The 15,821-nt window shown below is 52.6% G+C and carries 14 protein-coding genes; 11 read left to right on the forward strand and 3 right to left on the reverse strand.

Going from position 1 to position 15,821, the window contains the following annotated elements:
* Positions 1–183 precede the first annotated feature (183 nt).
* The 4 genes from fadI to D8682_RS22340 all read left to right on the forward strand — a co-directional run bounded on the left by fadI (position 184) and on the right by D8682_RS22340 (position 5,646).
* Positions 184–1,494, forward strand: a complete 1,311-nt coding sequence (gene fadI / locus D8682_RS22325) for an acetyl-CoA C-acyltransferase FadI (RefSeq protein WP_064544711.1) — start codon at positions 184–186, stop codon at positions 1,492–1,494.
* The gene (gene fadJ, locus D8682_RS22330; RefSeq protein WP_121815164.1) at positions 1,494–3,617 is read left to right on the forward strand and encodes a fatty acid oxidation complex subunit alpha FadJ; all 2,124 of its coding nucleotides are present in this window, start codon (positions 1,494–1,496) and stop codon (positions 3,615–3,617) included. Before fadI ends, fadJ begins: the two co-directional genes overlap by 1 nt.
* A 221-nt stretch (positions 3,618–3,838) precedes the next feature.
* On the forward strand, positions 3,839–4,327 hold the full coding sequence (gene sixA, locus D8682_RS22335) for a phosphohistidine phosphatase SixA (protein ID WP_064544715.1): 489 nt from the start codon (positions 3,839–3,841) through the stop codon (positions 4,325–4,327).
* 167 nt (positions 4,328–4,494) lie between these two features.
* Positions 4,495–5,646: an integrase core domain-containing protein gene (locus D8682_RS22340; protein WP_121813461.1), complete on the forward strand. Its 1,152-nt coding sequence runs from the start codon at positions 4,495–4,497 to the stop codon at positions 5,644–5,646.
* Between the two features lie 114 nt (positions 5,647–5,760).
* Here D8682_RS22340 and D8682_RS22345 read toward each other — a convergent pair whose 3' ends face one another.
* Positions 5,761–6,747, reverse strand: coding sequence for an IS110 family transposase (locus D8682_RS22345; RefSeq protein ID WP_121813607.1), 987 nt, complete (start codon positions 6,745–6,747; stop codon positions 5,761–5,763).
* A gap of 243 nt (positions 6,748–6,990) precedes the next feature.
* Positions 6,991–7,542 (reverse strand): endonuclease SmrB, encoded by a 552-nt coding sequence (gene smrB, locus D8682_RS22350; protein WP_121815757.1) that lies wholly within the window; start codon positions 7,540–7,542, stop codon positions 6,991–6,993.
* A 170-nt stretch (positions 7,543–7,712) separates the two neighbouring features.
* On the opposite strand from smrB, the gene prmB reads away from it, so the two are divergent.
* From prmB to D8682_RS22380, 6 genes are all read left to right on the forward strand, one after another.
* On the forward strand, positions 7,713–8,645 hold the full coding sequence (gene prmB / locus D8682_RS22355; protein WP_121815165.1) for a 50S ribosomal protein L3 N(5)-glutamine methyltransferase: 933 nt from the start codon (positions 7,713–7,715) through the stop codon (positions 8,643–8,645).
* Positions 8,646–8,724: 79 nt separating this feature from the next.
* On the forward strand, positions 8,725–9,810 hold the full coding sequence (gene aroC, locus D8682_RS22360; RefSeq protein WP_121815166.1) for a chorismate synthase: 1,086 nt from the start codon (positions 8,725–8,727) through the stop codon (positions 9,808–9,810).
* Positions 9,811–9,814: 4 nt separating this feature from the next.
* Positions 9,815–10,639 carry a penicillin-insensitive murein endopeptidase gene (mepA, locus tag D8682_RS22365; protein ID WP_121815167.1) on the forward strand — a complete coding sequence of 275 codons (825 nt, stop codon included), beginning with the start codon at positions 9,815–9,817 and terminating at the stop codon, positions 10,637–10,639.
* A gap of 11 nt (positions 10,640–10,650) precedes the next feature.
* The gene (locus D8682_RS22370) at positions 10,651–11,448 is read left to right on the forward strand and encodes a sulfite exporter TauE/SafE family protein (RefSeq protein WP_121815168.1); all 798 of its coding nucleotides are present in this window, start codon (positions 10,651–10,653) and stop codon (positions 11,446–11,448) included.
* 16 nt (positions 11,449–11,464) lie between these two features.
* Positions 11,465–12,019, forward strand: coding sequence for an elongation factor P hydroxylase (locus tag D8682_RS22375; RefSeq protein WP_162303073.1), 555 nt, complete (start codon positions 11,465–11,467; stop codon positions 12,017–12,019).
* Positions 12,020–12,045: 26 nt separating this feature from the next.
* Positions 12,046–12,321, forward strand: coding sequence for a YfcL family protein (locus D8682_RS22380; protein WP_034497311.1), 276 nt, complete (start codon positions 12,046–12,048; stop codon positions 12,319–12,321).
* A 106-nt stretch (positions 12,322–12,427) separates the two neighbouring features.
* Here D8682_RS22380 and mnmC read toward each other — a convergent pair whose 3' ends face one another.
* A complete protein-coding gene (mnmC, locus tag D8682_RS22385; protein ID WP_202914354.1) occupies positions 12,428–14,428 on the reverse strand; it encodes a bifunctional tRNA (5-methylaminomethyl-2-thiouridine)(34)-methyltransferase MnmD/FAD-dependent 5-carboxymethylaminomethyl-2-thiouridine(34) oxidoreductase MnmC in 2,001 nt (666 codons plus the stop codon).
* Positions 14,429–14,585: 157 nt separating this feature from the next.
* Here mnmC and fabB point away from each other — a divergent pair, with 157 nt between their 5' ends.
* Positions 14,586–15,803 (forward strand): beta-ketoacyl-ACP synthase I, encoded by a 1,218-nt coding sequence (gene fabB / locus D8682_RS22390; protein ID WP_064544726.1) that lies wholly within the window; start codon positions 14,586–14,588, stop codon positions 15,801–15,803.
* Positions 15,804–15,821: the final 18 nt, after the last annotated feature.

Below are 15,821 nucleotides of genomic sequence, written 5' to 3' on the forward strand. Positions count from 1 at the left end.
CTTCTTTAAAGCGTGTCCCCCCTCCCAATTCTTTAGTCCACCGGTTGGCTGATTGTAACTTTTTGGTTAAAACTGTGATCAGGTCAGACCACTATTGGTCATTTACAATTTTATTCCTGGAAATATGTAGTTACAGCAATATGGCTGTTGTTTCATAGACAAAGGGAAAAACAGGGGAGCGTTATGAGTCAGGCACTTCCGCTGGTCACCCGTCAGGGCGACCGCATTGCCATCGTCAGTGGGTTACGCACACCGTTTGCTCGCCAGGCTACGGCATTTCACGGTATACCTGCCGTCGATCTCGGCAACATGGTGGTCAGCGAATTGTTGGCCCGCAGCGAAATTCCCCCAGAAATCATTGAACAATTGGTTTTCGGCCAGGTTGTCCAGATGCCGGAAGCGCCAAACATTGCCCGTGAGATTGTCCTGGGGACAGGAATGAGCGTGCATACCGATGCCTACAGCGTCAGCCGTGCTTGTGCGACTAGCTTCCAGGCAGTGGCGAACGTCGCCGAAAGCCTGATGGCAGGCACCATTCGCGCGGGGATTGCCGGTGGTGCTGATTCATCATCCGTTTTGCCCATTGGCGTGAGTAAAAAACTGGGGCGCGTACTGGTGGATGCCAATAAAGCGCGCACGCTGGGGCAGAAGCTGAAACTGTTTTCACGTTTGCGCCCGCGCGATTTATTACCTGTTCCACCAGCCGTTGCGGAATACTCAACCGGTTTACGGATGGGCGACACCGCCGAGCAAATGGCGAAAACTCACGGAATTACTCGTGAACAACAAGATGCGCTGGCGCATCGCTCCCACACCAAAGCAGCGATTGCATGGCAAGAAGGCAAACTGAGCGAAGAGGTCATGACTGCCTTTATCCCGCCTTATCGCCAGCCTTTCAGCGAAGATAATAACGTTCGCCAAAATTCGTCGATTGCCGATTATGCAAAACTGCGTCCGGCGTTTGACCGCAAACATGGCACGGTGACTGCGGCAAACAGCACTCCGTTAACCGACGGGGCGGCAGCGGTTATTCTGATGACCGAATCACGCGCCAAAGAATTGGGTTTGAAGCCGCTGGGCTATTTGCGCAGTTACGCTTTCACTGCGGTTGATGTCTGGCAGGACATGCTGCTCGGCCCCGCATGGGCAACACCGCTGGCGCTTGAAAGAGCAGGCATCACATTGAATGATCTGACCTTATTCGATATGCACGAAGCCTTTGCTGCACAGACGCTGGCTAACCTGAAGATGCTCGCCAGCGAGCGTTTTGCTCGCGATGTATTAGGCCGCGCTCATGCGACCGGCGAAGTGGACGACTCTAAATTTAACGTTTTAGGCGGCTCGATTGCTTACGGACACCCGTTTGCTGCAACGGGGGCGCGCATGATCACGCAAACGCTGCATGAACTGCGGCGCCGTGGCGGTGGATTTGGTTTGGTTACCGCCTGCGCGGCAGGTGGCCTGGGTGCTGCAATGGTTCTGGAGGCCGAATAATGGAACAGACTTCCGCTTTCAACTTACATGTCCGCCTCGACAATATCGCCGTTGTGACAATTGATGTGCCGGGCGAAAAGATGAATACCCTGAAAGCCTCTTTCGGGCCTGACGTGCACAACATTATTAAACAGGTTCGCGATAACACGGCCCTGCAAGGCTTGATATTTATCTCAGGAAAGCCTGATAACTTTATTGCCGGTGCTGACATCAACATGATTGCCAGTTGCCAGACTGCGCTTGAAGCCCAAACGCTGGCGCATCAGGGGCAACAAATCATGGCCGAAATTGCAGCGCTTCCGATTCCGGTGGTGGCGGCTATTCATGGCGCGTGTCTCGGCGGCGGGCTGGAACTGGCGCTGGCCTGTCATTCGCGTATCTGCACCGATGATGAAAAAACTAAACTCGGCTTACCTGAAGTGCAGTTGGGTCTGTTGCCGGGTTCTGGTGGCACACAGCGTTTGCCGCGTTTGATTGGCGTCAGCCATGCGCTGGACATGATCCTGACCGGGAAACAATTGCGCCCGCGTCAGGCGCTGAAACTGGGGCTGGTCGATGAAGTGGTGCCGCAGTCGATTTTGCTGAAGGCGGCAGTTGAACTGGTGGCAAAAGGCCGCCAGCCATCGCGCATTTTGCCGGTTCGGGAACGTATTCTTGCAGGCCCGCTTGGCCGTTCACTGTTGTTTAGCATGGTGGAGAAAAAAACCGAGCAAAAAACGCGTGGTAATTATCCTGCCACGTTGCGCATTATCGAAGTGATAAAAGTCGGGCTTGGGCAGGGCAGTTTTAGTGGTTATGAGTCGGAGGCGAAAGCCTTTGGCGAACTGGCGATGACGCCACAATCAGCGGCATTACGCGGGTTGTTTTTTGCCAGCACAGAGCTTAAAAAAGAGCACGGTGCTGATGCATCTCCACGGCCGATAAATGCGGTTGGCGTGTTGGGCGGTGGCTTGATGGGCGGCGGGATTGCCTTTGTCACTGCCACCAAAGGCAAATTACCGGTGCGCATCAAAGACATTAATAACGGCGGCATTAACCATGCGCTGAAATACAGTTGGGATTTGCTGGATAAAAAAGTGCGTCGTCGCCATCTGAAAGCGGCGGAGCGCCAGCGTGAAATGGCGCGGATCTCCGGCGGTACTGATTATCATGGTTTCCATAACCGTGACATCGTTGTGGAAGCCGTTTTTGAAGATCTGGCGCTTAAGCAAAAGATGGTTGCGGAAATCGAACAAAACTCCGCACCGCATACTATTTTTGCTTCTAATACTTCCTCGCTGCCGATTGCCGATATTGCGGCAAACGCCGCACACCCTGAACTTGTCATCGGTCTGCATTACTTTAGTCCGGTAGATAAAATGCCATTGGTTGAAGTTATCCCACACGCTGGAACCAGTGCGGAAACCATTTCCACAACCGTTGCATTGGCTAAAAAACAGGGCAAAACACCGATTGTGGTGGGCGATAGCGCAGGCTTCTACGTCAACCGTATTTTGGCGCCTTACGTTAATGAAGCGATGCGTTGCCTGGTGGAAGGGGAGCCTGTCGATAAAATTGATAATGCGCTGGTGGCGTTTGGTTTTCCGGTCGGCCCAATCCAACTTTTGGATGAGGTGGGAATCGATGTAGGGACTAAAATTAGTCCTATACTTCAGCATGCTTATGGCGATCGTTTTGCCGCACCACAAAGTATTACAGCAATATTGAATGACGATCGCAAAGGTAGAAAAAATGGGCGTGGTTTCTATCTTTATCCAGGGAAAGGGAGTAGAAGCAAAAAGCAGGTTGATGCTGCAATTTATACCCTGCTGGGCGTTTCGCCAAAAGGCGCACTGGCTGAAAAAGAGATCGCACAACGCTGCGTGATGATGATGCTCAATGAGGCGGCTCGCTGTCTCGATGAGGGCGTGGTTCGCAGTGCTCGCGATGGTGACATCGGCGGCGTATTTGGTATTGGTTTCCCACCGTTCCTCGGTGGCCCGTTCCGTTATATGGATACACTGGGAGCGGGTGAAGTCGTCGCGCAGTTGCAACGCCTGGCTAGTCAGTACGGGGAGCGTTTTGCTCCTTGCGACCGACTTTTACAAATGGTGGAAGAACAACGAAATTTCTGGGGAAAGTGAACCTCAGAAATGAAACTGTAGTCAAAGAAACATAAACATATGGCTCGGTGAATGGATGCTGGTCGGTCATTTAATAAACAGTGATTGACTATACTTGCACCATTGAGGTAAAAAACAGCGTTTCATTCGATGTACGGATAAGGCACAATGCCCGGCTGCTGAATTCTCCTCTCAAGTTTCAGGGGAATTCAAGCATTCCTGGTTAACAAAAGCGGTGCAATATGCAAGTTTTTATCATGCGTCACGGCGACGCAGCACTCGATGCCGCCAGCGACTCGGTACGTCCACTCACCCAGTGTGGTTGTGATGAATCCCGAGTCATGGCGACGTGGTTGAAAGGTCAAGTAGCGGATATCGAACGTGTTCTGGTGAGCCCTTACCTGCGAGCCGAACAAACCCTGGATGTAGTGCGGGAAGCACTGAGTCTTCCAGGTAAAGAAGACATTCTGCCGGAATTGACACCGTGCGGCGATGTGGGCCTGGTGGGTGATTACCTGCAAGCTCTGGCAAATGAAGGGGTTGAATCAGCGTTGGTGATTTCCCATTTGCCGTTGGTCGGCTACCTGGTGTCTGAGCTCTGTCCACAAGAGACACCTCCGATGTTCAGCACTTCGGCTATTGCTAATGTCACACTTGATCCCGAAACCGGGAAAGGGGTGTTCAACTGGCAGATGAGTCCGTGCAATCTCAAGGTTGCTAAAGCTATCTGAAAGCCGTAAGCATGAAAAAAAGAGCCGCGAAATGCGGCTCTTCTTATTTGTGCGATCATACGATAAGTTTGGTGGATGACGCTGCGGTACAAACCGGGCACATGGGTAACACTTTAGACCGGACACATGGGTAACAGTTATAAACGGTATAGCAGAGGAGACTCACTATGCCCTGGACTGAGACCCGACCCATGCAACGTCTTGATTTCATCCGTGCCAGCCAGACTGGCACGGAGCCTTTCTCCACTCTGTGCCGCCGCTTCGGCATCAGCCGCAAAACTGGCTATAAATGGCTGCAGCGCTTTAACCCTGATGACCCGGCCTCTCTTTTTGACCAGCCCCGTACCCGGCTCACACATCCTGAACGCCTGCCGCCCGGGATTGTTCAGCAGCTTATCGATGTTCGCGTAAAACACCCCGACTGGGGACCTAAAAAAATCCGCGCCTGGCTGATTAATCACCAGGTGCCGTTTGATGTGCCAGCCGCCAGCACTATCGGCGATATCCTGAAGCGTGAGGGGCTTGTCATCCCCCGCACTCATCGTCGCCGTACGCCCGGAAACCGGCAGCCACTGACGACCATCAGCGAGGTCAATCAGGTCTGGAGTGCCGACTTCAAGGGCAAGTTCCGCCTGCTCAGCCAGCAGTACTGTCACCCCTTCACCCTGACCGATAACCACAGCCGGTATCTGCTGTCCTGCGAGGGAACGTTCCGGGAAAGCGAGTCCTTTGTCCGGGGCTGCCTGGAGCGGGCGTTCCTTGAATACGGCCTGCCGGAGGTACTGAAAACCGATAACGGTCAGCCTTTTGCCGGCACCGGTATCGCCGGGCTGAGTCGCCTCGCAGTCTGGCTGATTAAGCTCGGTATCCGGCCGGAACGCATCCGTAAGGGTCATCCTGAAGAGAACGGTCGCCATGAGCGCATGCACCGCTCCCTGAAACACAGCCTGAGCTTCGGTAACCGGAGGGCTTCGCTCGAAGCACAACAGGCCTGGTTCGACAGTTATCGCCGGGAGTTTAATCAGGAGCGGCCGCACGAAGCGCTGGGCGGCCTGACGCCGGGCGGTATCTGGGTACCGTCGCCGAGGCGATGGGACGGGAAAATACCGGAGGTGAGCTATCCGGAAGGGGCAAGAGTGTACCGAGTGGGTCCCAAAGGGGTGATACACATCGGGAAACGAGTGTTCCTGAATCAGGCGCTGAGAGGGGAATATGTGATGCTGGAAGAGCGTAGCGACGGGCTTGAAGCGATAATATTTAACCAGATGGACCTTGCTTACTACGACAGACGTAAGCAAAGTATCATCCGGATAGATTAGGCAGAATGTGTTACCTATGTGGCCGGTCTGATCTGTAACCTATGTGACCGGTCATACACTGCGCTTATCCACCCTACAAAATCAAAATCAAAATCGTAGCTACCGTCTTGGACGTCAAGCGGTAGCTGCATAATTTTCATCCCATGGTAATCGGGTTTTCAGTACGCCGAAGCACATATGTACCAGCTTACGCATCACTGCACCCAGCGCCGCTTTTTTCGCCTTACCTTTCGCTACCAGCCTTTCATATATCGCCTTCGCGGGTTTATTCCACCGGATTGCACTCAGGGCTGCTACATACAGTTTGGCTCTGACTATTGAGGGGCCTGTTTTTGACATATGTGCCCGCCCGCGTACCGAACTGCCGGACACTCTCTCCACCGGTGTTATTCCCAGATACGCTGCCACCTGCGAGGCACTTTTGAACGTCCCGTCTTTCAGTAGTGCCAGCATCTCCCGTCCCACCTGCTCCTTCACACATTTTATCGATTTCAGCAGCTCCAGATCGGCCTTCAGTCCCGGGTCGTTATCTGTGTGGTCAGTAATGAGCTTTTCTATCCGTTCCAGTTCATCACTCAGCCAGCCGTGTGTCCGCTCCAGTGAGCCTATGACCTCCCGTGGTGTCGAGGTTGAATGCGCTTTTTCAAGCCGGTTGGCCGTCCTCTGCACATCCTCTTTCAGCGCGTCGCGCTGACGCAACAACGCCCTGAGTTTACGGACTTCAACTGACGGTGGGACCCAGGCATCGGGATGCTTCAGCTCGCCATAACAGGCCAGCACAAATGCGTCCACTGTGTCATTTTTCGTGAGGATATCCATTCCGCAGGCAAACTCACGGACACGGTATGGATTGGCCATGCAGACAGAAATCCCCGCATCATGAAGCCCATACGCCAGATTCTCATGGTAGATACCCGTGGCTTCCATCACGACTGTCATATTATCAGAGGCGCATTTTTGGGCCTCCAGCCAGTCGATGATTTTGCGGGCCACACAGGGTTCATTGGTGAAGACTTTCTGCTTTTTCTTACCCTTAATACCGGCAACAAGCAGACAGACATCTATTTTATTTTTGCTGATATCAGCACCGAGAAAAGCCATATTTCATCTCCTTCCACGTGAACCAACACGCCATTCCAGCCTTGTACATGCGAAGTCAGAGCTTCTGGTTACCGTTCGGATTTTGAGTGGCGTGAAAGGTGAAACGGAGGGCTTAAGCTACGTCGGAAGATCGAGGTCTTCAGGTCGGATACAAGCTTCCTCCGTTTCATGTAACCGGTAGCTAACCAGCTACCGGTTCAAGATACAAGGTCGGATAAGCGCAGCGTCATCCGACATAAAATCTTAAGGCAATTCCGGCGGCATCCACTCTTCGATTTCAATCAACACCAGCAATGCGGCATCACCGCCATACTCTTTCGGCGCCTGGTGAAATGCCATAATGTGCGGGTGTTGCGCCAGCCACAGCGGTGTTTGCTGTTTCAATACATGTTTTCCATGTCCGTGCATCACACAGGCACAAAATACGTGTTCACGACGACAAGCGGCGATTAACGCACCTAATTCTTGTTTGGCTTGTAACTGCGTCAGGCCATGTAAGTCGAGGAATAACTCTGGCGAATAATCACCACGACGAATTTTTTTCAGCTCAAAGTGGCTGACATCTTCGCGCACATAGCGCGTAGGGCCTTCTGTCGCCAGGCGTGGCTGGAATTCATCAGAAAAATAATGACTGGCATCGGCTTGTTCCTGTAACAGCCGTTTCACCGGGACTTGCTGTATTTTCTTGCGCATTGGACGATGAACAATCGTGTCCTGAGTCAGTTTTTTGGTACCGCTCATCAAACCACGGAAAAGGTTCTGATCATCAACGCTGAGCGGAGTTTTCTTTTTCATCTGGCTCATCTCGCATTCGTTATTGCCGCTAGTTTACCTGGTTTGCCGTCCATCACTAAATAAAACGCAATTTTCCCGACGGTGAGCGTAATTGATATGCTGATTTGTCGCGGTCTTCATGGCAAACTAATCGATTATTGAATTAGCGCGAACGGCCTGCGGAGGGCAACGTGGATAAAATTTTCGTCGATGAGGCAGTGAATGAGCTGCACACCATTCAGGATATGCTGCGCTGGGCAGTAAGTCGTTTTAGCGCCGCCAACGTCTGGTATGGTCACGGTACCGATAACCCGTGGGACGAAGCCGTTCAGCTAGTGCTGCCAAGCCTCTATCTGCCGCTGGATATTCCAGAAGATATGCGTACAGCACGCCTGACTCCTAGCGAGCGTCATCGTATTGTTGAGCGCGTGATTCGCCGCGTAAACGAGCGCATTCCGGTCGCTTATCTGACTAACAAAGCCTGGTTCTGCGGCCATGAGTTTTATGTTGATGAGCGTGTGCTGGTGCCACGTTCCCCGATTGGCGAGCTTATCACCAACCGTTTCGCCGGTCTTTTCGACCAGGAACCACACCATATTCTGGATATGTGCACCGGCAGTGGCTGTATCGCCATCGCTTGTGCTTATGAATTCCAGAATGCGGAAGTGGATGCGGTCGATATTTCTTTGGATGCGCTGGCAGTTGCCGAGCAAAACATCGCTGAACACGGTCTGGAAAACCAGGTAACGCCGATTCGTTCCGACCTGTTCCGCGACCTGCCGAAAATTCAGTACGACATTATCGTCACTAACCCGCCGTATGTGGATGCGGAAGATATGTCTGACCTACCAGGCGAATTCCGCTTCGAGCCGGAATTAGGTTTAGCTGCGGGGACGGACGGCCTGAAACTGGCGCGTCGTATTCTGGCGTGTGCCCCGGACTACCTCGCTGATGGCGGCATCCTGATCTGTGAAGTCGGGAACAGCATGGTACATCTGATGGATCAGTATCCGGATGTGCCGTTCACCTGGCTTGAGTTCGACAACGGCGGTGACGGCGTGTTTATGCTGACTAAATCGCAGTTGATTGACGCGCGTGAACATTTCAGCATTTACAAAGATTAATCTGTGCAGGCGGGCCTTTTGGCCCGTCTTCTTTTGCTGACAACACAACGAAAATGACAACGGTAAGGAGCCGTGACAAATGGCAGGAAATTCTATCGGACAAGTATTTCGCGTAACGACATTTGGTGAATCCCACGGTGTGGCGTTGGGTTGTATCGTTGATGGTGTGCCGCCCGGCATTCCGCTTACCGAAGCTGATTTACAACACGACCTCGATCGCCGCCGCCCAGGGACGTCCCGCTATACCACGCAACGTCGTGAACCTGACCAGGTCAAAATTCTTTCTGGTGTATTTGAAGGCATGACCACCGGTACCAGCATCGGTCTGTTGATTGAAAATACCGATCAGCGTTCACAAGATTACAGCGCAATCAAAGACGTGTTCCGTCCGGGCCACGCTGATTACACCTACGAACAAAAATACGGCCTGCGCGATTACCGCGGCGGTGGTCGTTCTTCCGCCCGCGAAACCGCGATGCGTGTAGCCGCTGGTGCAATTGCTAAAAAATATCTGGCGCACAAATACGGCATTACCATTCGTGGCTGCCTGACGCAAATGGGCGATGTACCACTGGAAATCAAAGACTGGGATCAAGTTGAGCAGAACCCGTTCTTCTGCCCGGATCCGGATAAAATTGAAACGCTTGATGAACTGATGCGCGCGCTGAAAAAAGAAGGCGACTCCATTGGTGCGAAAGTCACCGTGGTGGCGGACAATGTGCCACCAGGCCTTGGCGAACCGGTATTTGATCGTTTAGATGCCGATATTGCCCATGCGCTGATGAGCATCAACGCGGTGAAAGGTGTCGAAATCGGTGATGGCTTTGGCGTAGTCAATCTGCGCGGTAGCCAGAACCGTGACGAAATCACTAAACAAGGTTTCCAGAGCAACCACGCTGGCGGCATTTTGGGTGGTATCAGCAGTGGCCAGCAAATTATCGCCAATATAGCGCTGAAGCCGACCTCAAGCATTATGGTGCCGGGCCGTACGATTAACCGCGAAGGCGAAGAAGTTGAGATGGTCACCCGTGGCCGCCACGATCCTTGCGTCGGTATTCGTGCTGTTCCTATCGCCGAAGCCATGTTAGCGATTGTTTTGATGGATCATATGCTGCGTCAACGTGCTCAAAACGGCGACGTGACGTTCCCTCTTCCGCGTTGGTAATGCGATGAAAAAAATGCTCGTCGGGCTGCTGGCGTTACTTGCCAGCACCGCTACTTTTGCAGCCACTCCGTGGCAGAAAATTAGTCATCCGATTGCGGGTAGTGCGCAATCTATTGGTGCTTTTTCTAACGGCTGTATCGTTGGTGCCCACGAGTTGCCGCTAAACGATCCGCGCTATCAGGTGATGCGTCAGGATCAACGTCGCTATTTCGGTCACCCCGATTTAGTGATGTTTATTCAGCGCCTGAGTAATCAGTCCACACAGCTTGGTCTTGGTACGGTGTTGATTGGTGATATGGGCATGGCGGCAGGTGGGCGTTTTAGCTCAGGCCACGCCAGCCACCAAAGCGGGCTGGATGTAGACATCTTTTTGCAGTTACCTAAAACACGCTGGACGTCTGCACAGTTACTTAAACCGCAGGCGCTGGATTTAGTCGGCAGCGATAATCAGCATGTGGTACCGCGTTTGTGGCAACCTGAAATTAGCAGCCTGATCAAACTTGCGGCGAAAGATAACGACGTCACGCGGATCTTCGTCAATCCGGCGATTAAGCAACAATTGTGTCTGGATGCCGGAGCCGATCGTGACTGGCTACGCAAAGTTCGCCCGTGGTTTGCTCATCGTGCGCATATGCACGTGCGTCTGCGTTGCCCGGCTGATAGCCTTGAATGCGAAGATCAACCCTTACCGCCGCCAGGCGACGGTTGCGGGGCTGAATTGCAAAGCTGGTTTGCACCACCGCCTCCTGGGAGTAGTGCACCGAAAAAGAAAACTCCACCCCCAATTCCGGCCTCATGTCAGGCCTTACTGGATGAGCACGTTCTCTAACGGATAAAATCATGGAATGGTTTATGGTTTCCCCCCTGATGCTGGCGGTGCTGTTTTTTGTCGCCATGGGTGCAGGGTTTATCGATGCTCTGGCGGGTGGGGGCGGTTTGATTACTATACCCGCATTGTTAGCGACAGGAATGTCACCGGCTCAAGCTCTGGCGACCAACAAGTTGCAGGCCTGCGGCGGTTCAGTTTCATCCTCGATCTATTTTATTCGCCGCAAAGTGGTCAGCCTGCAAGATCAGAAACTCAATATTCTGATGACGTTGATCGGCTCAATGACCGGTGCGTTACTGGTTCAGCATGTAAAATCAGACGTGCTGCGCCAAATTCTGCCAATACTGGTCATTAGCATCGGTCTGTACTTCTTATTGATGCCAAAACTGGGTGCCGAAGACCGGCAGCGTCGCTTATACGGCCTGCCATTTGCGCTGGTCGCTGGCGGGTGTGTCGGGTTTTACGACGGTTTCTTTGGCCCTGGTGCGGGTTCTTTTTACGCGCTGGCATTTGTCACGTTATGCGGCTTTAACCTCGCCAAAGCTACCGCTCACGCCAAAGTGTTAAACGCCGCGTCTAACCTCGGTGGCTTACTGCTGTTTATCATTGGCGGGAAAGTGATTTGGGGAACCGGTTTTGTGATGATGGCCGGGCAATTTATAGGGGCGCGAATGGGATCGCGTCTGGTATTGAGTAAAGGCCAAAAACTGATCCGCCCGATGATAGTGATTGTCTCGGCGGTGATGAGTGCCAAACTCTTATTTGATAGCCACGGAACGGAGATCCTCCATTGGTTGGGGATAGCTTGAGATGACAACAGCAATGATGACAATAAAAACAGAACACCATTATCAGGAACTTATCGATATTTTCGATAGCTGCTTTAAAGACGATTTTAATACACGTCTGATTAAAGGCGACGACGAACCGATCTATCTTCCAGCAGATGCGGAAATTCCTTATCACCGTGTAGTGTTTGCCCACGGTTATTACGCCAGCGGGATGCACGAGATTTCCCACTGGCTTATCGCTGGCAAAGCGCGCCGTGAACTGGTGGATTTTGGTTACTGGTATTGCCCTGATGGGCGTGATGCCGAGACACAAAGTAAATTCGAGGATGTGGAAGTTAAACCCCAGGCGCAGGAATGGTTACTGTGCGTGGCAGCCAACTTCCCGTTCAATGTCAGTTGCGACAACCTGAGCGGCGATGTCGACCCGGACAGAATCGCCTTCCAGCGTCGGGTGCATGCGCAGGTGATGATTTACCTGCAAGAGGGCATACCGGCTCGCACGGCAAAACTGATTGAAGCACTGCGGGAGTATTACAAAACCCCGCCGCTGGCCGCAGAACAATTCCCGTGGCCGGAAGATTTAAATTAATTACCTGCAAAAAAAGAGGAAGTACGATGATCGCGGAATTTGAGACACGCATACTGGCGCTAATTGATGAAATGGTTGAGACAGCCAGTGATGACGAGCTGTTTGCCAGCGGTTATCTGCGTGGCCACCTGACTCTGGCTGTTGCCGATGTAGAGCATGGTGAAGATCACAGCCCGGAAGCGCTGCACGGTGCGGTATCCGGCAGCCTGGAGAAAGCGATTCAGGCAGGTGAGCTTTCGCCGCGCGACCAGTCTTTGGTGCTGGAAATGTGGGACAACTTGTACCAGAAAGCGCAATTTTAAGTTATTCCCCTCACCCTAACCCTCTCCCCAGGGAGAGGGAACTGTTCGGTATGCTTTTCTCCCTCTCCTGGGGGAGAGAGCCGGGGTGAGGGCGTTAAACTCACCCCTATTTAACTTCTTTCCCCTTCAGCAATTTTCTCACCCAAAATCGATTCGGATTTAACGCTGCCAATATTTCACCATCCATCGGAACGGGTTCATCACTCATTTGTGCTGCCAGAATCTCTGCCGCCAGTGGCGCACTGCAAAGCCCTCTCGAACCGAGGGATGCCAGCATAAACAGATTTGGGTACACCGGCGCGGTTTCGGCATTTTCATGGCTTTCAACCAGCGTTGCGTAAGCTTCAAGTGTGGCGTTGTAGTCAGGAACAGATCCAATCATCGGCATATGATCGCGTGACGCGCAACGGACTCCACAACGAGCTTCTCCGGCACTGACATCGACGTCTTGAGGCCATTGCACATCCGGCAGGCAGTTAAGCAAACGCTGGCGATTATGCTGCTGATCTTCATCGTTATAGCGCATCTCCTCCACGCCCCGATGATAGCTCGCCCCGATGCAATGTTGCTGATTGTTCGGGTTTTGTGGCGTCAGATAACCGTCGTAACACAACACCTGGCGTAACTCTGAAAGTGATGGCGTGGTGGGAATATGGCTCACCTGTCCGCCGACAGCGGAAATCGGTAACTTCTCGGTTTGCGGGAATTTATTGATTTTATAGCCGTTGGCTAACACCACTGCGGCATGCTGCTGAACGGTATTGTCAGCGAAGGTTAATTGCCACGCATCAGATGCCTTGCTTAAGGATTCAACACGATGCTGATAATGCGTTTTTAATCCCATCTTTTCGGCGCACGCCAATGCTCCGGCTGCCAGTTGTGCCGGGCATAGCCAGCCACCGAGCGGGTAAGTGACTCCGCCATGGCCTGTTTCAACGCCACACAGTTCTGCCACCGTTTCGGCACTCACCGCTCTGGCAAGTAATTCTGGAAATTCGAGGCTCAGCAGTTGCTCGATTTTATGCTGGCTCTTTTCGTCCCAGCCCAGTTGCGTGACGCCACACCAGTCATGATCAAACTCTACTGGCAATGAGTCATATAAACGGCGGGCAAAGGTAAATGCAGCGCTGAAAAAGCGGGTGAGTGTGGCGCTGTGGGTATTGAGCAGCGGGTAAAGCGCGCCCTGGCGGTTGCCGGAAGCGCCAAGGGCCGGAGCACTATCTTCGCAGTACAGCGTGACCTGCCAGCCACGACGCAGCAAAGCGAGTGACAGCAGGGCGCTGGCAATACCGCCGCCAATAATCGCGACTTCGTTGCCTCGGGCTGCGGGGCGAGCATACCAGGGCGCGCGGGGTGGCGATTCGAGGGCGTTTTCCATCACTCCCGTCAGCATTTCCCGCTTGCGGCCAAAGCCTTTGCTTTTGGTCATCGTGAAACCGGCGTCAATCAAACCACGACGCACAAATCCTGCGGAGGTGAATGTCGCCAGCGTGCCACCTGGGCGAGCCAGTTTTGCCATTGCGTTAAATAGTTGCGGCGTCCACATGTCTGGATTTTTTGCCGGGGCAAAACCATCAAGGAACCAGGCGTCGACCTGATTATTTAACGTGTCATCTAACTGCGGTATTAGCTCGTTAATATCCCCAAACCAGAGGTCCAGAGTGACGCGTCCACCAGACAGCAAAAGGCGATGACAGCCCGCGATAGGTAGTGGCCATTGTTGCTGTAATTGCTGAGCAAAAGACGCCAGTTCGGGCCAGTGCGCATGAGCAGCGTGTAAATCTTTCGCTGTCAGAGGGAATTTTTCAAAACTAATAAAGTGCAGGCGCTGTAGGGTAGAATTCGGCTGTTTTTGGCAGAATTGTTCAAAAACTTCCCATAAAGTCAGGAAGTTAAGTCCAGTGCCAAATCCGCTTTCACCGACGATAAACAGTGAGCGGTCGTGGGTCGCAAAACGTTCTGACAAACGATTTCCCCCAAGAAAGACATAACGAGTTTCCTCCAGTCCATTATCATTAGAGAAGTAAACATCGTCGAACTCTCGGGATACAGGTGTACCCTCTTCGTTAAAGCCCAGATTGGCCGATTGTATTGGGGAGTGTTTCACGTAAGTTACTCGTCTGGCAGGCAGTGAAAGGATAGTAACGATGTGTGCGAAGCGGCGCAAATTTCAGGCCGTTTTGTCTGATCGGACTTGTTCGGCGTACAAGTGTACGCTATTGTGCCTGTCGAAATCCTAAATAGTGCAGTGGAAGAGGTATTGAATGAAACGTGCAGTGATTACTGGTCTGGGCATTGTTTCCAGCATCGGTAACAACCAGCAGGAAGTCCTGGCATCTCTGCGTGAAGGTCGCTCGGGGATCACTTTCTCTCAAGAGTTCAAAGATTCTGGAATGCGCAGCCACGTGTGGGGTAACGTTAAACTGGACACCACCGGCCTGATTGACCGTAAAGTTGTCCGTTTCATGAACGATGCCTCTGTCTATGCTTATCTTTCAATGCAGCAAGCTATTGAAGATGCTGGTTTGAAAGAAGAAGTTTATCAAAGCAACCCGCGTGTTGGCCTGATTGCAGGTTCCGGTGGTTCTTCTAAATCTCAGGTATTCGGTGCAGACGCAATGCGTAGCCCGCGCGGCCTGAAAGCGGTTGGTCCTTATGTTGTGACCAAAGCGATGGGTTCTGCGGTTTCCGCATGTCTCGCGACTCCGTTCAAAATTCACGGTGTGAACTACTCCATCAGCTCCGCATGTGCGACTTCTGCGCACTGTATCGGTAACGCTGTTGAGCAAATTCAGCTGGGCAAGCAGGACATCGTTTTTGCTGGCGGCGGCGAAGAGCTGTGCTGGGAAATGGCCTGTGAGTTCGATGCAATGGGCGCACTGTCGACCAAATACAACGAAACGCCGGACAAAGCGTCCCGTACCTATGATGCGAGCCGTGACGGTTTCATCATCGCAGGCGGCGGCGGTATGGTTGTAGTTGAAGAACTGGAGCACGCTCTGGCTCGTGGCGCACACATCTACGCTGAAATCGTTGGCTACGGCGCGACTTCTGATGGCGCAGACATGGTTGCTCCATCTGGCGAAGGCGCAGTGCGCTGCATGAAGATGGCAATGCATGGTGTGGATACCCCGATTGACTACCTGAACACCCACGGGACTTCTACGCCGGTTGGCGATGTGAAAGAACTGGGCGCAATCAAAGAAGTCTTCGGTGACAACTCACCAGCTATGTCCGCGACCAAAGCGATGACTGGCCACTCTCTGGGTGCCGCTGGCGTTCAGGAAGCTATCTACTCTCTGCTGATGCTGGAACACGGTTTTATCGCGCCAAGCATTAACATTGAAGAGCTGGATGAGCAGGCTGCTGGTCTGAATATCGTGACTGAAACTACCGAGCGTCAACTGAATACTGTTATGTCTAACAGCTTCGGTTTCGGTGGGACTAACGCCACGCTGGTGATGCGCAAAGTTAACGCGTAATTCATCGCAAACAGCGAT

It is taken from the genome of Buttiauxella sp. 3AFRM03, assembly GCF_003675305.1.
Taxonomy (GTDB): Bacteria; Pseudomonadota; Gammaproteobacteria; order Enterobacterales; family Enterobacteriaceae; genus Buttiauxella; species Buttiauxella ferragutiae.